Source organism: Photorhabdus hindustanensis, from assembly GCF_002968995.1.
In the GTDB taxonomy this organism is placed as follows: domain Bacteria; phylum Pseudomonadota; class Gammaproteobacteria; order Enterobacterales; family Enterobacteriaceae; genus Photorhabdus; species Photorhabdus akhurstii.
On record NZ_PUWT01000053.1, the window covers coordinates 24,995 to 46,447 of the forward strand.

Genomic DNA, 21,453 nt, shown 5'->3' on the forward strand with positions numbered 1-21,453 from the left:
CCCGAACACGTTGGTCTTGCCGATCCGCGCTAGAGCATGATTTGCACTAGAGCACCCTGCTTTGATTGCGCTTTTTTTCTATTTGCATCGTTTTTTCTCGACTTGCATCGTAAGAGACGCCACTGTGCTCGATTCGAAAAGATCAACCATAGATACCGCAACATTAAAATGAGCCTTAACTAGTCTCACCAACTCAGCCCCGACCAGTGAATCTCCCCCTAAATCGAAAAAGTTCGATTCATGATCAACAGGGCAGCGCAGTACATCACGCCAAATGGCTGCCATCTCATCGATAATGGATTTATTTGATGCCGAGGGAGATGCCATTGCAGGCTGCGCCGTATCCGCCGGCAATGAATTTTCCACAACATCATGCAACCGCTCATTCAAAGGTACGGTGGAGACGGCAAAACGCGGCTCTGCATGGCATGTGGAGAAAATAATATCCAATGCATTAACGACATCGGCATGATGTAACGGGCGAGTGCGATTTACGCTGTATTTGAAGCTATTTGACTCATCCCAGCCTTCCCATCCATCCCAATCAATGGAAAAATAGGGTTTATCCAAGTGATGAGTTGAAGCAAACGCGGCACAAGCTTCGTTCGCCGCGGCATAAGGCGCAAGCCCCAATCCCCCCGCGAACACTGACAGAGATGAGACAAAACAACCAAACCTCAGAGGACGATCGGCAAATATTTCATGCAAAACAGCCGCCCCTTTTAACTTTGGCTGCATCAACTTTTCCCAATCATGATGGTCAGAATTTTGTAGCCACTGGATCGTTGCCTGACCAGAAAGCCCGGCTGCATGGACAAAGCAATTCGCAGCCCCCAGTCTGGATTCCACACGGGAAAGCTCCGCTAGCACACCGGCTTTATCTGTCACATCGGCGGTAATCACGGCAAAATCCGCCCCCATATTGCGCAATTGCGCTACCCGTTGGCTCTGCAACGTATCAGATTGAGTAAGATCTCTGGGTGTCTGGCCGAGCAGGATAAGTTTCGCGTTAAACTTAATGACCAGATATTGTGCAATACCAAAACCAACCGTTCCTAATCCTCCGGTCACTAAACAGATCATGCCAGATGAAAGATTTTCGCTAACTGCCGGGTTTACAACGTCAAAATAGCGTTCCCAACGCCAACCCTGACGCAGAGCAACCACATTCTGATCATGAGCAGTGAAAAGTTCAGCCACGATATGTTGAGCATCATTCAGAGAGCTAAGTTCTTTGGCGGGTGTGTCGATAACTTTTACGATCATGCCGGGCAATTCCTGGCTGATCGCCGGAATGGATGCTAGCGCTGTAGTCCGCTCAACACTCCGTGGTTCGCTGCCCATCACGTCAACAAAACCGGGTCCGATCAATGTTAACGACATGGTTTTATTTCCCAGTTGGGAAAACGCTTTCACCCAATTAAATAGTGTAAATGGGAGTCGATTTTTCGCTACCGGCATGTTATCCGCTGACGTGATATCGCCCAAAATGAAGAGAATATGATCGGGCGTGGGCGCTTGTTGCTCCTTCAACCTTAACATCAAACGCTGAACATTGGCGGGAGCGCCAACGTTGACGATACATGCTGTTTCATCGAACGCAGTTTCATCGCAAGCTATTTTATGGAAAGAAACGACGCAATTTTCGTGCATTTCAAATACGTTTTGCCCCCGTTCACGCAACACATCGGCGATCGGACAAACTTCTTTACCGCTGTTATCGTAGAAAATCAGCCAGTTATGCTTAGTCGCCGATGATGATACCGGCGACAGGCGCTGTGTTCGTTTCCAGCGTTCAACATAAACGCCGATTGACTCGTCGGCAGTTTCAGAACTTGCTATAGATCGACCATCAGGCTCTGGTTTGTACTCGGGTAATGTTGAATCTGTGTACCAGCAGCGCCGACGTTGCAAAGGTTGAACCGGTAGTGGAATACGTTGAACAACTTCTCCGCCTCGCAATATAGACCAATCTATCACCACACCACGTTGCCAAAGCTTGCCGACCAGTTTGACTAAAGCCGAGTCGTACTCTTCATGGGCCGTATCCAAACGAATAATATTTTCAGGGTTTGCCACGATTTCAGAGAAACTATCAGGCGAATGGTCCAATGCTAATATCACGTCATTTGCTGATATGATCTCATTCTGTTGCTGTAAGCTCGAAGAGGCTCCATTAATTAAGATGGCCTTCACATTATTGCCATCAATCATGCCGTGATGTTTAGACCAAAAACTTCCGGGCAAAGCGATAGCACGTTCAACGAAATGTGATGTCGCGTTTTCTAGCAACTTATCAACGATTTCAGGCAGTGTCAGCATGCCTAACGAGCAAGCAACCGCAAGGTCGTAACGACTATCGGATATGATGAATATTGGCGTCGAAATCATCTTCCGCCAACAATTGATCGCCGCGATTATCGCCACAAGATTAGCAATTTTTCCCTTATTGCCATCACTTACTGTCATTTCAGTGATATCGATTTTACTGATGTCACAGGAAACATCTGTCGGCAATTCAGACAGCAACCTATCCACTTCTTGCCAATAGCCAGGTATCTGCATTGATAAAGCGGATCGAATAGCCGGACCAAGCGCCACCACCAAGCGTTGTGGTTCAGAGATTTGTGCTGTGACGGTAAAATCGGCATTTTTAATACCATCAATCAACATTTTTACATCTTTAGCATACAAACAGGCTCGGTATGGCTGAGCGGCACGCCCTTCCGCATAAGTAAAAGCCACTTCATCAATATGCGTATCTGGTTCAGCCTCCAACATTTTTGCCAAATCGGCGCTCAATGTGTTCAAGGCATCGGCACTGCGTCCCCCTAACGGAATAGCTCGCCAGCCAACGTTATTTTGGCCTGCCCTTCGTACCGGCGCTTGTTCCAAAATCATGTGAACATTACTACCACCGGCGCCAAAAGAGCTAACCCCTGCCCGCCGTGGCCCTTTCACCGGCCAATTAATGGGAATCGTGTTGATAATGAAGGGACTTTGCTCAAGATTCATAGCAGAGCTAGCCCTGTTGAAAGTCGGATGTGGGGCAATGGCGCCGGTCTTGAGCGCCATTATCGTTTTGGCTAATCCGGCAACTCCCGCCGCCGCGGCTAAATGACCTACGTTAGCCTTGATCGATCCCAACGCACAGAATCTTTCACGATCCGTATTCTGGCGGAAAGCTTGACAAAGCGCGGCATATTCCACCGAATCCCCAAGCTGCGTTGCGGTACCATGCGCCTCGATCATACCTAACTCATCCGGCCCAACACCCGCCAGCGCCTGAGCATCCAAAATGAGTTTTCGTTGCCCATCCACCCCCGGCGCCGCAAAACCCGCCCGCGATGAACCATCATTATTCGCCGCTGAACCAAGGATCACCGCATGGATGGTATCCCCATTGCTAATGGCTTCATCCAATGGCCGTAGCGCCACCAGCCCCGCTCCATCACCAAAGAAAGTCCCTGATGCCTTCTCATCGAACGGTCTACAATAGCCATCTTCCGAGAAGATCATATCGCTCTGGTAAAAATAACCCGGTCGAGAATAGGCATACACAGAAACACCACCGGCGAAAGCAATCTCGCACTCACCAAGTAAGAGACTTTGTATCGCCATATGTACCGCTGTCAGTGATGTCGAACAGCCGGTCGAGACAGCCACACTCGGCCCGTTAAAACCGAGTTTGTATGAAATCCGTGCCGGGAGATAATCCTTATCATTAGTCAGCATAAGCTCGGTCCCCATTATTGAAACCAAATCACACTCAGACTTAATGACATTAGGCAAATAGGTATTCATCGAACTCCCGGTAAAAACCCCGATACGCGGGCGTCGGAAAGGATTACCATAACCCGTCGCTTCGGCCAGTTCCCATGCACATTCAAGCAGCATTCGATGTTGAGGATCGAGCAATTCAGCTTCTCGCTGGCTGATTGAAAAGAAATCCGGGTCGAATAGATCAATATCCGGTAAACACGAATCGACAGGAACATAATTTTTTGCCGTGAATATATGCCGTGCTACCCCACGGCGAATCAGCTCTTCCTGACTATATCTTTTAGCAAGTATCCGGCCAGCGACAAGATTCTCCCATAGCGCATTTAAGCTATTCGCCACCGGTAACCGACAGGTTACGCCAATGATGGCAATCGCATTATCAGACATCTTGTTCCCCTTTCAGCGAGTGAGTTTGTTTTTCCTTCAACGCTTTTCTTGCATTCAACGTTTTCTGACGTCGCGTTTGGGTTGATTTATCCGCAACTTCTACCGGTGTCACCGATTGCAGAGGGCTTAAAAAATAATTAGCTAACTTTCGAATGGTTGGAAAACGGAATAAATCTGCAAGCGCTAAAGCGCCACATCCCGGTAATTGAACAAGCTGTGCATGGATTTTCGTCAGTGCCAATGAAGTGCCGCCAATATTAAAAAATGCGTCATCCAGCCCGACGGTTGATCTTCCCAACACTTCACACCAAATTCTCGAAATTTCAGCGAAAATCGAATCAGCAGGTAACACAGGCGCCGGTCTCAACGAACTGATATCGATCAATTGTCCCGCTTTAATCAAGCCACTTAATGCTTTTCTGTCGATTTTGTTGTGAGCATTACGCGGCAATTCATCAGCCAACATAATCCTGCCAGGCAACATGTAAATGGGGAGATAAGCCTTGAGATGCTCACGAATAGCGGACTCTTCGGGAAGGTTATCCTTACTGACAGGGACGAATATTGCGACTAAACGATCAAGCCCTGCGTGAGATTCAATAATAACGGCAACGTCCGCAATAGCATGATGGCGATTAAGACAATCCTCAATCTCAGCAATCTCAATTCGATAACCCGAAACTTTTACCTGGTCATCCACGCGACCGCAAAAATGGATTCGTTCTCCATCCCAATAGGCTAAATCACCGGTTTTATAGATACGTCCATGATGAATATAGGGATCGGCAATGAAACGTTGATCAGTTAACTGTTCAAGACCAACATAACCACGGGCAATGCCACGACCGCCAATGTAAATTTCGCCAACCTCACCTATCGAGGGTGTTTGCCCCGCAGGATTTAAAAGATAGACCGTTGCGAAGTTTAACGGTTTGCCAATGGGGATCACATTGTAGTCAGTCAGCTCCGCCGTTACTTTCTCCACGGTGGTGTAAATTGTTGCCTCCGCCGGACCATACATATTCCACAATGTCCACCTCCCATCCAAATAGGGCCGAATCGTGGCACTGAGCAACGCTTCCCCACAAATGACCCAATGCTTTATCGCATAAGCCCTTGGCCGAGCCTGAAACTCAGATAACAGGCTTTTCAAACTGGATGGCGTCTGGGTGATAATCGTTACCTGCTCTGCCGCGATCAGATCCAGCAACTTGTCAGGTTGATTACGTATATTATCGGGCACAATGACTAAAATCCCACCGGAACACAGAGCGCCCCAAATCTCCCACACCGATAAGTCAAAGCTGGCGGCATGGAACCACGTCCACACTTCGCCTGGCGCGGGAGCCAAATATTCGTCCATCGCGTTAAAACAGGAAACAACACTGTTGTGTTCAACATCAATGCCTTTGGGAATTCCGGTGGAACCTGAAGTGAAGACACTGTATGCGATCGAAGAAGGCGTACCGTGATCAAATGTCGAATGATCAAATGAACTGAGATCAACACGCCCTGCCGCAACGGAAGATTCAGTAGCTGCAATGGTCATCAGTTTAGCTGTACACCAGTTATCCGGGTCAACATCAGCGTTAACAATGATAACCTTCATCTCTGATTGTTCGACAATCTGCGCCAGACGGTTCTGCGGCAACCTGGGATCTAACGGTACGTATCCCGCGCCCGCACGCATAATAGCAAGCATCGCCACCACCGCTTCCGATGAAGGCAACAATGCAATCCCGACGCGATCGCCGGGCACAACCCCATTTTGTCTAAGCTGAACCGCGACCTCCAGCGACCAACGCTGCAAATCCGAATAAGTTAATGTATCGGCGCCATAACGAATCGCTACCGACTCTGCTTGTTGCGTCATCCGTTGATCAAAAAGTGAAACGAGGGTTTGGTCTGATACTTCTGGAAGAACGCCAGAATTAATCGGGCCTGATGGCAGATTGTAATCCTCTGATTCTGGCGCCAACACAGTATTCATCTCTTCATCAGGATCTGCTATCAGCATCTCAAGCACTTGCTCGAAGCGCTCTGCAAATATCCGAAGACCTAAATGCGAGAAGAAATGTTTATCCGCTTTAAACTCACATCTTAAATGGGAACCGGCATCTAAAAACAACAGTTCAATATCAAGCAAGCCTTCTTGCTGACAAACCCTGAATGGGGAAATAGTCCGTCCCGCCCATGATGCCTGAACAGAATCGTCAGCCATCTCCAGCATCATCCAACGCGATTGCCCCACCTGTCCTAACATATTCACCGCAACCTGAAACAATGGGTTACGATCATCATATCGTTCCACAGCCAAGTGTTCGACTATTTGGCTGAGACAAAAATTTCGATTATCAAGGGCGGATAACAATCGCTCCTTCGCCGCCAATAGGAAGTGGTGAAATGTCTGCTCGACGGATAAACGTATGGGCAATGTATTAAACAAACAGCCGACAATGTGCTGATGAACCGAGTGACGCATCGATACCGGCACCCCCATAACGATATCAGCAGATTTTGTCTCTCTGGCAATGTAAGCGCTCCATGCGGCCAACATGACCGTAAAGACTGATCCACCTATTTTTGATGCAAGCCGCTTGATTTTTTGGGTTGTTTCTTCACCAATGCTAAACAGAATGGATGACTGGTCATTAGGGCCTTTGCGCCAAAAACTATCCCATTGCAACACGGCTGGCGGCTGCTTTAAGCATTCACTCCAATAAGCTTTCGATTCTTCCGCCGCTTCACTTTGGTAATACTCTTGTTCTTTGACAGCATAATCCTTGAAATCCTCGGCGGGCGGCAACCAAGAATCATCATCTTCACCAAGTTCAGCCAGATAATAGTGTTCAAGCTGATCCCACATCAGCCCCATTGAAGTAAAATCCGACACAATATGGTGAACACACATATGTAAAACGTACTCTTCCGCACTGACGACGTAGATACCAAAACGCAGACACGACGCTTTTTCTAACTGAAACGGGATGGAATGAAAGTTCTGAACTGCATCTTCAAGCGCCTCCTGACTCAAGTTCGTTGCGTCGAAAACCTCCAATGTCGGCGGCAAGTGTTCGTTAATGACCAACCTTGGCTCGCCATTTACATTAACGAAAGTGCTTCTCAGGGTGGCATTCTTGGAAACAAGCCGGTTGACCGCATAGCGAAAAGCATCGATTTGAAACGATCCGTGAATACGGAATGCCATGGAAATATTATATTTGGAATCGCCAGGGGTATAATTGTCAATGAACCATAAAGCTTTTTGCTGCATGGACAGCAATTCTTCATCACCAGTCTGTGGGCAATCTTTATACATAACGTGTCAAGCTCCATAAATACTTAAACAGTATCCCCACCCTCTGGCTAAACCAGCCTCGTTACGAAGAGGGCAAAGTTTGTGCTTGGTGTTACTTCATCAGTCAACGGCTCGTCAGAAATAGCGTTTCAACTTTTCAACCAGCTCAGAAATGCTACAGTCGTCAAAAAAGACGGACATGGGGACTAATTTCCCAATGATCTCACGCAACCGCTGAGCAATCGTCACCGCCGACATGGAGTCCATATCAATCTCGCTCAACTTCGTGTCAGCAGTAACGTTTCCTCCTGCAACCAATTTTTTCAGCTCTTCTATCACTATTTCAGTCATCGCCTGACGTTGCTCTTCATGGGAAGGTTTTTCAGGCGTGACCATAGCATTATCACTTTGCGTAGAACCGAAAGCAGGCTCTATATCATTCACCGGCTCTTGCTGGTAAATCAGCCGCTCCAGCGCAATCTGACTAAAGTTTCCAACAATCAGCCCGGCATAATGAGCAATCTCCGCTCTGATGACGGTATCTATGACACTTTTAATATCATCCCCAGGCTCCCATGCGATCGCCGCTCCTGATAATCCAGTCGAGACCCGATATCTCATCAAGGCATCCACGAATGCGTTCGCGGCAGTACATGCCCCCTGACCTGCAACGCCAATAATCTCTGACAGTGAAGAAAATGTAATGAATCTATCCAGACTTAACTCTTGAGTTGCCAGATGTAGGTTCCAGCTTCCCGCTATTTTCTGGCGGAAAACTTTTTCAACCGAACGGCTGTTTAACGTGGTAAGCAGAGCGCCTTCAACAACGCTTGCCAAATGATAGATCCCCCGTAAAGGATGCCCCGTTCTATCGATACGCCGCAACACCGCTTTGACGTCCTCAATATCGGCTACATCACCTTGGAACAAACGGAGATTGCAACCCTGTGCTTTTCGCTGTTCAGACTCAGTAATTAAATTAGCTGGCGGAGCGGAGTGCCCCATCAACGTGACGTGCCTTGCTCCAGCCGCAAACAGGCTTTCAGCCAGCATACGCCCGGTATCGCCAAACCCGCCGATGACGAGATAGTTTGCATTCTGTTTTATCTCCGTCTTTTCTTGGCTAACCGCTAATGGTCCAACCTGACGCTGCCAAATACATTGATCATGAATGAGAAACTCTCTCTGTTGATGCTGATTTGCCATGATGGCAAGAACCAATGTTATCTCTTCGTTCCCAACCTGTTTAACCGGCAAATCAATCAAGCCAACGTCAACAGAGGGATACTCTTTCGCAATGACCCGGCCTAATCCCCATAAACTACTACCAGACAAACCTACCGTATTAAATTGCTCGCCAGACCCCTGCACACCTTGGGTAAGGACCCAAAGCCGCGGTTTTGCATCGTGATGGCGCTCAGCAACTTTATTAGCAATAAGGCGTAAACTTTCGAACTTACGTAATTCATTAGCCACAATATCCGCAGCGTTCAAGAATTCTTCGTGGCTAGCTAAATAGATCAGGGTGTCCGTGTCCCCTATTGAGTCAATTTGGGAGGCGGGATCTGCGCCAAGATCAATATCAACGACATCTATTCCTTTCGCCTCAATCAATTCCTTCACCCGGTGAGTAAAATCGGTGTTTCTGCTAATGACAGTACATTGAGTTAATAACGGAGCTTCGGGCAATACGATATTACGTTTCACCCAATCCAGATTGAATAGTTGCATGCCACTCTTCTCCAAACCACGAAACAAAACATCAGACGTGTAGCCCGTTTAAGCTGCACATTATCAAGACGCATCGGGCTTTCGTCCCCTATGCGTCAAATTTTACGCCCATAAAAGGCGAAAAAATGGTGAGATATGCTATTAATAACCAGAGAAAAACGGCTGTTCAATTCCAAGTTCTCCAATCATTTCTAACCAAAGATCCATTAAACGAGGCGGTAAAATCTGTAGATGGCAATCTGGCCTGGAAGAAATAGTGACTTCCATCATATCGGCATAGATCTCTATATCCATGCTCAATGGTATCTCTTGCGCATCTTCATCGGGTTTCCCAATACGTATTTTTTCAGGCGACAGTTCATAGCCAATAACATTAGGAGACCGTCGTTGATCACCAACGAAATTGAAAGAAATTGCAGGAAGCTCAGGCCATCCAAAGATGGAATTAGGTACCAAGTAAGTCGCAGCATAATCCGCCGCTTTTTCCATCGCGTTATTGAACTCTTGTACCGCATGCTGGAGAGTGCTATCCAACGATGGCTCTGGATCAATATTAAACTTAACTGTGATTGGAAATGATACTGACCCGACAAGATTAGCCACCGAGGTTTCCCAATATCCCACAAAATGAGGACTGACCCACAACAGCATATTCAGGCTGCCCTTCCCAAAAACAGCCGCCAGCGCCTTTAACCAACTACCTAACAATAAATCCGCAACACTGACGCGATGTCGTTTAGCCAAAAGGCGTATCCTATTTAAAGCTTCGCCATCAAGCTGCCTGATTTCTGTGACGGCCTCAGACAATCTGCTAATGGGGAGTGACTCAACACTTCGCCCACCGAGAATATTCAGGGTAGGTTGTTCAATTTGTTGTTCATCATCAGGGATAACAGCTTTTACGATTTGCCGATGTCGTTCATACAACTCAGCACAAAATTGCTCGTAATTTGTGGCACTCTCAAGGGCAAGGGGCTGACCACTCACTGACATTCTGTATGCCTTTGAAAGATCTCGCCATAAGATCCGGCTGGAAATACCGTCACAAACTAAGTGATTGAATATCAATACCAATCTTTGATCACGGGCGCAATTGCCATCAAACAGGCAGTAACGCAATAACGGCGGATTTGCCAAATTCATGGCAGCCCTAACCTTAGCAATGTAGTTTGATATTAAGCGTCGGCGATCACATTGACTATCGGCTGGCTCTCTGACTTCAAAAGCCTGTCGCAATAATTCACTGCCAGGCGGTACGAAATCCATCTTCATATCCATCCCGCTACCGATAAACCGTGCTCTCAGAATAGAATACTTATTCAATAAATATTCAATCGCTACCTTGAGGTGTGCCGGTTCCAATCGCTCCAAGGGCATTAATACTTCACCGACACATAATTGATCAACTCTCAGCGAATATCGCAAATCATATAATTGCCCTAATTGAACACGCATAATATTCACCTTTCCATTGCAAGCCCGACGGGCAGAAACGAAATGTGCAGATTCCATACTCTATCTGCATATAAACTAGTCGAATAACACAGCGTTTACTTTTGACTACCAGAGAAAGCGAACATGCAGAGTAAAAAAACGGGAATTGATAGCCCGGTTACCCCGCATGGAATGATAATTTGCGTCATTTATTAAGGTACTAAAAATACAGTGACGATTTTAAAAGTAGCAATAAAAAAGGAAACCTCCACGAATCAATCCAGATATTTGAGCTGGACCAAAATAATTAATACATTATTACTATTAAATAAGTAATCTGGTTAACGTTTTGCTTTAACCATATCTTCACTTTCCGGCTTTTATGAATGCCATAGTTATATAAAATCAACGTGATACTTTCGGCATGGAGATATTAGATTTACTCCGTTATATTTTCCGTTTCTCGTATTAAGTGCCAGACGGTTGTGCTCGGTTCTGCACCTTCAACATCGTCACCATCAATTTCTCGGGAATCCAGGTAATGCATCAGATAGCGGGGAGCTTCATAGATATTTTTAGCCTCACTGACTACCCAACTAGAGGGCTGATTATTTTTCTGATTAAGAATGGCCTCTTCCACTTTGGCTATATTTTCCGGGGAATATTTTTTTAACCCCTTTAATTCATGAGTATGAAAACGCAGGTGAGTGCTAAATTCTTCGCGAAAGCGCCGGTAACAGGCCAAAATGTGTTGCTTTTTCTCTTGAGTGTAGCCTTGTTTAAAAAACAGGGTGATAGAAATCCCAAGACGGGAAACAGTCAGCCCATCGCCATTGAGGAAGGTAAACACGGCCAGTTGTGATTTCAACTGGGCAAAGTAATCTGAAGTATCCATATTTTCTCCGTTAATTATGAGGCGGTGGCGAATGTCACACTCGCCAATATATTGTCAGGACGGCGGCTAACGCGGCGGCGCTTACCGCAGCAGCGGCAGCTAAAATTTCCACCAGTGCAATCAGCGCGGCAGCGACGGCAAGGGTGATAAGGATAACAACGGCAACACCGGCAATAATCACCACCACTTCCAGCATGCCTTCCCCCACCTCTTTTAATATTTGCATCCAGCTGATGTTTTTTAGCTCTTCCAGAGTGATATCTGAACCCTGTTGCACCGTCTGCCATCGGGCTTTTATCTCACTTTCAGTCCAAGTCACGATTTTCCCCGTTTGTTCACTGACCCAGGAAAAAGCGTAGCTGACCTGATGGCTTATCGGGTCAATAACCTCGTTACACACCCATTTGCCAGCCTGATTGAACCAGACTCCAAACTGAGCAAGGAGTTCCCGGGTACTGTCGCGGACATAATTCAACCCGTTTTCAGTCAGACCAGCCACTTCCTGTCCGAGGATTACCCAATCTTCATAGCTGAGTAAAAACGACCACGGGGAGGTGCTGACCAGCGGGAGTTTTTTGGTCAGCGGCTGCGGAATGGTTCCCGGCACACCCTCTGCGGGAGGCGTGGGTAAAGCGTCCTCATCAGGCGGCGAACCGAGCGGCAGCGGGGCCAGTGGGATGGGATTTTTATAGTGTTGAGAACCGGGCTGATAAAGTTTTCGCCACGTTTCATCATACTGTTTTTGCTCTTCTGTACGGTTATCGATGATACGCATCACCCCAAAGCGGTCTTCGGTCGCAATCTGGATATAATCTATTTCTTGATCGTCAGAGAGATCATCCCCTGGAAATTTCACCTCAATTAACATCTTTAGATTATCGGAGTGCTCAGAGCCATCAAAGTATTTTGCCCGGACGCAGCCGGATACAGTTGGTTTTGGCGGTGCCGACTTTGCTGTAGTTTCGTAACTGTTCCAGCCGCAGTTGGGTAAACGGTTTTCCTTCCTCGTCCCACTGGAAACGGCCGTAACTTTCAAACACCGAGTTGTGTCCGCTATCGTCGGATTGCGTCTGATGCTCAAGCGAATATTTAGGGTTAAGAAAGTTATGGTCTTTCTGGACCGTGCCATTCGGGCACAGGTATTCGCCATAACTCCACTGGTACGCGGTGGTGTCTGTCTCGTCCGTTTCAGGGTGCGTATTGTAAGTCAGTTCGATATCCGCCTGCATGCCCAGGCGGCAATCACAGAACAACGTCTGTTTTTCCTCAAACCAGAAGATAATGCCCTCTTCCGCCGCCAACCGACACCAAAAATCATAGGCGGATTCGCGTTTTTGCGTGGTGTATTCCCGTGTCAGTGACGCGCAGTCCCAGCTGTTCATTCAGGGGAATGTCATCACGTGAGCTCACCACTTTTAACCTCAGGCGATAAAGCGGTGACAGCGCTTCCTGTAAAGTAAATTGCGAGACCTGAAAGGTGGTTTGGGGCAGTATGCCAATTCGGCAGGTGAAAACTAATCCATCCATATTTGAAACCTGACATAACTGAACCATTATCCTGAGATGGGGGATAACGCAAGAAGCTATTAAACGAGCCATGACATACGGCTCTTTTAAATAGCGCCGGTCTGTTCCGCGGTAAAAAAATGACAGCGTAAAACAGCCATCATTTAATACGCGGCGTTAGAGAGAACAACAGACCGCTTCCAGCTGAGTAGGATGGAGTGGAGACAAATAACAGAGCATTTCGCTCTCTAAATATATGACCACGAGATCACGATATTTATCAGATGAATATAAAAAAAATGTGATTAATGTCACATGAAATGGCTAATTAATCGCTATCAATGTATGGAATGAATAAAAAAAGAGGGTCACAGGATTGAATATCAAGGCAAAACCCAAGCGTATCCATGAAGCTAAATGAGGAAGGGAGCCAGCAAAAATGCGGCTCCCTTATTCAACCATTAACTTCTGATTAAGAAACGATGGATGCAATCAATCCTACTCACCTATTTCACTGATGATGAACCGCAGCATGAGATGCATCACTCAATGAGGAGCGGCGGAAATTGAACCACACCAACGCCGCCATCATCAGGAGAAACAGGGACGCAACGCCCATCACAGAAAAAACAGCATCGTCGAACGCTGACTTAGCGAGGCTGACCAAAGCTTGCCCGGCATCCGGCGCCATATCTTTTGCCGCAGTCAGTGCGCCATCAATACCATCTTTAGCAATATCGTAGACTGGAGAATCCACTGGAATGTCAATGAAATAGCTATAGATGAATGACATAATGCTACCCATGATCGCAATGCCCAATCCACCGCCCAATTCATAAGAAACTTCTTCAACGGACGCCGCCATACCTGCCCGATTTGGCGGTGCAGCCTGCATGATAGTCGTGGATGCAGCGGTCATTGTTGCTCCAAGACACATACCGAGCGCAAAAAAGCAAGCTATCTGCACAGGCAGAGGTGTTGAAAAACTCGCCATGAGCGCCAGTATGGCAATGGCATACATCAACAACGAGGTTATGAGGAATCGCGCACTCCCTAAACGAGGAAGAACCCAACCACTCACCGGGCTTGCAACAATCGCGCCCAATGAGAATGGCAGAAAATAGAGCCCGGATTGCAAAGGCGTTAATGATAATACCAGTTGCAAACGCTGGCTTAACACCAAATTAAGGCCCATCAAACAGGCGGAAGCCACCAGCCCGGCGATAACCGCCGATGAGAAAGCCGGGCTTTTGAACAGGCCAAAGTCAATCAACGGATACACACTGCGTTTTTGCCGTCGAATAAACAACGCCAGAAAACCTATCGTCAGGGTGAAAGTGACCAATATTGCGATATAGGAGGGCTGCCGTTTGGCAAATTCCTTGATGGCATAGGCAAAGCTGATCAAGACAACCATGATCTGCAATGAGCCAATAAGATCCCACGGATGAGACGAATCTGTTTTCGCCGTTGGGACAAACAACCATGACAGAATGAGTGTCAAAATCACCAAAGGAACGTTGATCAGAAACACTGATCCCCACCAAAAATATTCAAGCAATAAGCCGCCAATCAGGGGGCCTATGGCCGCGCCGCCAGAGGCAACCGCAGTCCAGATCCCAATGGCAAATGATTTCTCATCTTCATCTTCGAATGTCAAAGCGATAATCGACAGTGTGGCAGGCATCATGATTGCCGCCCCAACTCCTAATAACGCTCGAGAAACTACCAACATTTCTGGCGAATAAGAGTAGGCCGCCGCCAAGGATGAGAACCCAAAGATGATGAGACCGTAAACAAACAATCGTTTATGCCCGATGCGATCTCCCAAGGTACCCGCACCTAGCAACAACCCAGAGACGATAAGAGGATAGATATTCACTATCCATAACTTTTCCGTTGTATTCGCCCCCAAACTGTAGGTCAGACTCGGTAACGCGGTATATAACACTGTCATATCGATAGCAACCAGCGATAACGCGACTGAAACAGCAGTGAGCACCCACCATTTCTTTATTGTATTCATTTCATTCATCCATTCTTATACCCGTCATCTCCAGGAAATTCTGTGTCATCTAGACACAATGACTCTCATACTCTTGCAATAAATCGTTAACGTTAACGCTAAGAGTGATATCGCGTTTCAACTTTTTGTTTAATTCCGTTTCTGTTACCCCCTGAATAGTGCCTTGATCAACAAGTTTAGCCACTCGACTACGTGACAATGCAAGCTTTTTGGTCAAGATTGAGATCAATCTGATAGGAATGGGATATTCAAGCTGTATTGTGATCTCTGCCGCTGGAATTTGAGCAATGTCATGAAGCTCTTTACCTTCGATGATAAAGTCAGGAGCCGCGCCGAGTTCAGCTCTATTCTTTGCCAATACGCGATAATCAAACGCATACCGTCGTATTTCATCTTGATCATTATGCAAAAACCGTTCATACAAATTGCTTTCCAATTTGTTGACATGAATCCTGGAAAAAATATCAATATTCCAAGTGTAATCACACTTTTCGCATTTATAGATACTCCACACATCTAAGACTTTTTTTTGCGCATTAACCCTAAAAGTGCCGGCTGGATAAAACTCCTTTTTTACTTCACAGCCAGGGCAACGTTTCAAAATGGCCTGATAGCCTACAGGCCTTACTAACCAGATAACATTTCTATTTGTCATGATAGATCCAAGTTTAAATTGGTTGAGTTAGTTACGGCTAAATTGGTTAATTTCAGATCTAATTTTGATGATATTCTATAACATCAGATCTTGAAACCCTTTATCAATTCGTTGCTTAGGGGGCAGAGAAACAGAGGACAGAAGACAGAAGACAGAAGACAGAAGACAGAAGACAGAAGACAGAAGACAGAAGACAGAAGAGCTTGACGTGAATTGCTATAAGACTGCAAGCAATATTTTTTCTGGGCGGTTTTCTGCATCAGACGCCGTTTATTTCGGGATATCAGCGCCATAATAGGCATAATTCGATCCGGTTAGTGTTATGTGTTGATTTAACGATTGCCCAAACCGTTCAAACCGAATTGAGTTCCTTCAAAGAGGTAGACTATTTTGCCGAGCTATTTAATATCCTTGGATTCAATTAATACGTTCCGCTATTTTTTTCATAAAAAAAAACATCAAGAAAGGGAAAAAGAATGGAACCCCAAAAAACAGAAATTAAAAAATTAATATTTCACCCTCTAGAAAGAGTAAGAATTACATACAAATTCAAAACAATCCCCTAAGAGGGAAATTGTTCGTTATCTTACAGTGGCACACCACCTTTCCAGTAACTGATTTATCCAACACGGAGTTTTTTAGCCTGCTTATCAAGCCCCTCAAAGATTGGACCGCTAATGTGACTAGGGAAGTCTTTGGGTGATTCACGCGCAACTTGGTCGATTACAGCTCCTGACATTTCTCCCATCCGTGTCATCAGACTTTCTGCTGTCTCAGTAGAAAATCCAACGTGTTGAGCGGTAGATAAAAAATGACATGGCTGGATATACGCCCAATTATATTGGCGATTCTTTCCTCGTAATGCCATTGCCATTTTGGCCTTCTTCGATGCTATCCCTTTCGTCGCAAAAATAGGGTAAGCCGACAACACATCGTAAAGTGGTGTCATCTTGTACGCTGATTCAGGCTGAATGAACATACTGAAATTTTTGCCATGACCATCAATCGCCGCCAACAGCCAGAATAGGATCTGAGACTTGAAGAACGTTTCTCTGTCCTGAGTTGGTTGTAGAGAACCGAGCAACAGCTTCATGGCGTCTGCAATGCCAGGTCCACCATCCGACTCATATTTGAGTGCCGAAGCAATACCTAAAGCCTGGCAAAGGTCTTCCTGTGGAAGACGCATTAGCCAATTCCCATCAGATGACCATCGGCGATCGAAGCGTTCAACAATCAATACTTTCAGCTTTCCGAAGGTTGCCAATTCGGCATTAGCTACAGGGAGGCCAAATGCCTTAGCAATCTTTAAGCAAAGCCATTCGTTTTCACAGCTTTCTCTAAGATCAATATTGTTTTGCTCTATCCGACCAATTGGCAGTTTGAAGATATGGCTTGTGGGTGTACTTCCTTGGGGGCGTTGCCAGCATTCCTGATGCCAGAGAAGCGCGGTTTTTTCTTGAGCTCCGGCTAATGAGATCCTGAAATCATCTCGCTCTGTCATTCCCAACGGGAAGCTTTGATACCCTTCTAGCAGCTCGATAATAGCATCATCATTGAGCGGTTCACCAACCATATCACTGACGGGAGGGATGTCCGCTCCTTCTGGATAAAGCTGAATGGCCCCTACACAGTCCCTTCCCACACTAGCCAATAGATCAAAAGGATGCTTGCTTTGTATCTTGAACCGAGCCTGTATCCTGGCAATAACCGCATCAGAATCTGGTAATAAGTTATCGAAGAAATTAAATACCTCTTTGCCTCTATGCCGTTGGGTGCTAAGAGGGATTGAAAGTGAAATGGCACGAGCGCCATTCAGGAGCAACCACTCATCTTTGTACTGAAATGACATCGCACCAGTGCCATCACGAAATAGCGTTCCTACCTCAAAACTATTAAGCGCAACCGTCAACGCCTTCATCGATTACCACTCCTCTTTCCAACCGGTGCTCGTTCTTTGTGAATTCCCGCGCTCTGATACATGGAGCTCCAGTTCCAACGCGGAGAGTAACTTGAACAAGGTTTCTATCTTACTGCCCTCTGGATACTTCTCGAATCCCGATACAGTGCTCTGTTTAATACCGACCCGATCAGCCGTTTCCCGCTGAGTCAATTTGCTTTTTTTGCGGGCCTCTCTCATTGCGAGTGCGAGCATTGCTGGTGATGTGATCTTCATAATTATCCCCTATGACGGATAAATACAAAATATATCCTGTAGAGGATAAATTCAAGTTTATACCCTATAAAGGATAAGAAAAAAATATCCCCTGAAAGGGATATATCGACTATTTGAAGAGAAGGTAAACCTGACCCACGCTACCGTAGGTCAGGCACATCACTGTGATCTTCCGTTATAGAAAGGAGAACAATCATTACTCACGCTTTGGACAATCAATCACGTCGAAATTTTTGCTGTAGCAAATGTAAAATTCATCACTATTGATCTGAATGGTTTTTCCCTTCAATGATGGGTTATTTTTCTGGAGGAACTTAATTAATTGTTCATTAGATGGACGATTACTCGGCAATACCAACTCATCGAACAGCTCCTGCTGTTTACTGAAAAATTGATCTGGCGTTGCAAACGCGCAAACACCATGTTTTTCCCACTGACCTTGTAACAGATCTGCCCCGGGAGAAGCGCACAGATAAGGTTCAATCACCTGATAATCCAATTGTGGCAAATCCCCTTTGCAAAGACGTGGATGTTTGCGAACATCAGACCAATCACGGCACTGCGCCATTGATTTACCGTTGCAGGTTTGCGCCCATAAGCCGTGAATGACCCAACTAAATTTGTTTTCGGAGAAGCATTGCAATTCAAACTTTTCATATTCACGCTGCGCCTCAGCAAGTTTGTTACTACTTTTCAGTTTGTTAATATTCTTTTCTTTGCTCTTACAAAATGCTGGAGAATAACTAATAGCCAGTTTGAAATAATCTGTCGATGCGGTTGCATTCTGACCATAACGGTCATTTTTGGCAACGAAGTCATAATCTTTCGGCGGAGTAGCAGGTAAGATACAAGATGCACCCTCTTCCAATGTTGCTCGAAACTCTAACGAGTCAGTCACTTCTGTTACTTCTGGTTGCTTCGCACAGCCAACAATTAGTAAAACGAATATTGCTGATAATAAATTAAAAAAACGCATCTTAATTCCTTATGGGAAATTATTCCCCTGTTGATGGTAAACAAATAAAAACCTGCCCAAATCAGGGCAGGCGTAGGACAGTTAAAATTATTTTTTTTCAGTTAGATCAATTTGATATACCGCAAAACCGATATCATCGTTTGCCAAATATTTCATCGGGTATTGAGAAAATGCTTTGATAAACTTCGCCGCTTTCTCACTTGGAGACGTTTCAAAACGGATATCCAGTTGCTTATCAGTTTTGATTGGCATAATTGACCAATTATTCTCGGCTTTAGTCTCTACCATCCCTTTCTGTTTAGACATTTTGACAATGTAAGCCGCCAAAATAGCGCGGTTCTCATCCGGTGAAGCGAATGCGATGTGATCTTCGCCTGTGCCGGCAAATTTACCGCCATAGGCGCGGTAGTTATTGGTAGCAATGAGAAATTTGGCTTGAGGATCGATCGGTTTGCCCTGGTAAGTCAGCTCCTTGATACGGTTCGCCCCTTGATTGATGATCTGGCAATCAACGTCATATTTAGCAGGCTGAGTCAGATCAATCTTATAATTCACACCACTGATCATGTCGAAGTTATAAGTACGGAAGCCGCTCCAGTTCAACAGATACTGTGGTTGAGTTGAATTTGGATCAATCTGGTTATACATGCCGGCCGAACACTCCAGCCATTCAATCACATCAGCGCCGGTGACCTTCACAACAGCCAGTGTATTGGAATAGAGATACAAATCTGCTGCATTGCGGAAGGTTAAATCACCTTTTTCAACTTCAACAAACTCTGCCGGCGCATTTTTACGTCCACCCACTTTGAACGGCGCTGCGGCGGCCAGAACCGGAATATCCGCTAAATCAGGATCACCCTGAATGAAATGCCGAACGTAATCTGCTTGTGCATCATTCACGATTTGCACTGTCGGGTCACTTTGAATCAAAGCCAAATAGCTATACATATTGGCGGAAGCTTTACCAATAAATTTACCCACAAAACTCTGTGTTCCCTGATGAGCTTGATCGACAATGTGCGCCAACTCATTATCGCGCTCAACCAGTGCCTTTTTATTCACTTTGTCATAAATCGGGCGCGCTTCCGCTGTTGCCTGCGCCACTTTCCATGTCCCGCCCTCGTTGTCGATAACCATATCAACAACGCCTAAATGATCACCCCATTGGCCGGGCATAACGGCCGGAATGCCGTTAACCGTACCTTTGGCAACATCCACGCCTTTAATGTCTGCAAATTCTTCACTTGGGAACACCCCGTGCGAGTGACCAAACATAATCGCATCAATGCCTTTAACTTCACTCAGGTAATAAACCGAATTCTCAGCCATTGCCTTATAAGGCTCCTTGGAAAAACCGGAGTGAGGAATAGCAATAATCAAATCTGCCCCCGCTTTTTTCATTTGAGGAACAAATTTTTTCGCGGTTTCAGTAATATCGTTAACGACAACTTTTCCATCCAGATTGACCTTATCCCAGATAACAATCTGTGGCGGTACAAAGCCGATATAGCCGATCTTAATGGTATGGTTTTTACCCTCCCGGTCTTTCACCGGCGTATCAACAATAATATAGGGGGTGAAATAGTTCTTACCGGTTTTCGCATCCATGATGTTGGCATTGATATAGGGGAACTTCGCGCCAGCAATGGCTTTTTTCAGATAATCCAAACCAAAGTTAAACTCGTGGTTACCAAAGTTACCTACGGTATAACCCATTGTATTCATTAACTGATGTGCTGGATGAGACTCCCCTTTTTTAAGGCCCTTTGCCGCCACGTAATCCGCCAGTGGACTACCTTGAATCAAGTCACCGTTATCGACCAAGATGGTGTTGGAAGCTTCCGCTTTAGCTGCTTTAATTAAACTCGCTGTGCGTACCAAACCAAATTGTTCCGTAGGCTTATTCTTAAAATAATCAAAGTCAATCAGGTTACTGTGAACATCAGATGTTTCCATTACCCGCAAATCAACTGTTGCAGCATGGACATTACATGCGACCAATAAGGTTAATGTGGAGACTTTCAACACATTGTTAACCATTTCACACCTCTTTTTTAGGCTAGTTTAGAGAAACTAAAATCAGTTCTCTTATCACTGTCAACTTATAAGTACAGACAAGTTCTCGTTTCCAGAACCGTCCGTTTTTTATTTTCATAAGCTGGATTGTCGCTATTTACGTCATCATATGCCGTTCCAACGAACAAACGCAGGCTATTGTACTGAGAAATTGGCAAACGTTTATCTCAACCAACAAGATAAATCTGTTTTTTTATAGTCAAGGTCTTTTCATTTTTAACACGTAAAGAGTGGTTCACGCATACCACTCTGCCAGGATCTTTCCCCTCCTTATTAACGCTAACACGATAAAATCTGCTCTTTAGCCCCCTTTAACAGGGTTCCATTTCAATTAAGTCAGAATAAAATATCTATAATGCTTCATATTTAATTATTAGCTTTATTTCTGAACAAAAATCTCTCTATTCTGTTTAGTGAGGTAAAATATTCAGGCTAATAAATACCACTCACAACATTACTGTATAAAATAAGATTACTAACGAATTGAAAATATTTTCAAGAAATTAATTA

11 protein-coding genes and 2 pseudogenes are annotated in these 21,453 nt (G+C 45.5%); all 13 read right to left on the reverse strand.

Annotated elements, in window-relative coordinates; genetic code table 11:
• Positions 1 to 78: 78 nt before the first annotated feature.
• The 13 genes and pseudogenes from C6H66_RS18290 to C6H66_RS18355 all read right to left on the reverse strand — a co-directional run bounded on the left by C6H66_RS18290 (position 79) and on the right by C6H66_RS18355 (position 20,907).
• Positions 79 to 4,170 carry an SDR family NAD(P)-dependent oxidoreductase gene (locus tag C6H66_RS18290; RefSeq protein WP_105396324.1) on the reverse strand — a complete coding sequence of 1,364 codons (4,092 nt, stop codon included), beginning with the start codon at positions 4,168 to 4,170 and terminating at the stop codon, positions 79 to 81.
• Positions 4,163 to 7,489 (reverse strand): non-ribosomal peptide synthetase, encoded by a 3,327-nt coding sequence (locus tag C6H66_RS18295; protein WP_105396325.1) that lies wholly within the window; start codon positions 7,487 to 7,489, stop codon positions 4,163 to 4,165. Before C6H66_RS18295 ends, C6H66_RS18290 begins: the two co-directional genes overlap by 8 nt.
• A 114-nt stretch (positions 7,490 to 7,603) precedes the next feature.
• Positions 7,604 to 9,199: a beta-ketoacyl reductase gene (locus C6H66_RS18300; protein WP_046395740.1), complete on the reverse strand. Its 1,596-nt coding sequence runs from the start codon at positions 9,197 to 9,199 to the stop codon at positions 7,604 to 7,606.
• A gap of 141 nt (positions 9,200 to 9,340) precedes the next feature.
• Positions 9,341 to 10,711 carry a condensation domain-containing protein gene (locus C6H66_RS18305; protein WP_105396326.1) on the reverse strand — a complete coding sequence of 457 codons (1,371 nt, stop codon included), beginning with the start codon at positions 10,709 to 10,711 and terminating at the stop codon, positions 9,341 to 9,343.
• Between the two features lie 367 nt (positions 10,712 to 11,078).
• Positions 11,079 to 11,528: pseudogene (locus C6H66_RS18310) on the reverse strand (type VI immunity family protein); the annotation flags it as partial.
• Between the two features lie 34 nt (positions 11,529 to 11,562).
• The gene (locus C6H66_RS18315; RefSeq protein WP_248000728.1) at positions 11,563 to 12,384 is read right to left on the reverse strand and encodes a hypothetical protein; all 822 of its coding nucleotides are present in this window, start codon (positions 12,382 to 12,384) and stop codon (positions 11,563 to 11,565) included.
• A 46-nt stretch (positions 12,385 to 12,430) separates the two neighbouring features.
• Positions 12,431 to 13,055 (reverse strand): annotated as a pseudogene (locus tag C6H66_RS18320) (contractile injection system protein, VgrG/Pvc8 family); the annotation flags it as partial.
• Between the two features lie 490 nt (positions 13,056 to 13,545).
• Complete coding sequence (locus C6H66_RS18325; protein ID WP_105396339.1) at positions 13,546 to 15,060, reverse strand: MFS transporter; 1,515 nt, start codon at positions 15,058 to 15,060, stop codon at positions 13,546 to 13,548.
• 49 nt (positions 15,061 to 15,109) lie between these two features.
• Entirely contained in the window at positions 15,110 to 15,715 is a 606-nt protein-coding gene (locus C6H66_RS18330; RefSeq protein ID WP_036808733.1) for a DUF1062 domain-containing protein, read from the reverse strand.
• Positions 15,716 to 16,334: 619 nt separating this feature from the next.
• Positions 16,335 to 17,633, reverse strand: coding sequence for a type II toxin-antitoxin system HipA family toxin (locus tag C6H66_RS18340; RefSeq protein WP_105396328.1), 1,299 nt, complete (start codon positions 17,631 to 17,633; stop codon positions 16,335 to 16,337).
• A 3-nt stretch (positions 17,634 to 17,636) separates the two neighbouring features.
• The gene (locus C6H66_RS18345; protein WP_046395246.1) at positions 17,637 to 17,888 is read right to left on the reverse strand and encodes a helix-turn-helix domain-containing protein; all 252 of its coding nucleotides are present in this window, start codon (positions 17,886 to 17,888) and stop codon (positions 17,637 to 17,639) included.
• A 196-nt stretch (positions 17,889 to 18,084) separates the two neighbouring features.
• Entirely contained in the window at positions 18,085 to 18,864 is a 780-nt protein-coding gene (locus tag C6H66_RS18350) for a ribonuclease T2 family protein (protein ID WP_105396329.1), read from the reverse strand.
• A gap of 87 nt (positions 18,865 to 18,951) precedes the next feature.
• Entirely contained in the window at positions 18,952 to 20,907 is a 1,956-nt protein-coding gene (locus C6H66_RS18355; protein WP_105396330.1) for a bifunctional 2',3'-cyclic-nucleotide 2'-phosphodiesterase/3'-nucleotidase, read from the reverse strand.
• Positions 20,908 to 21,453 lie beyond the last annotated feature (546 nt).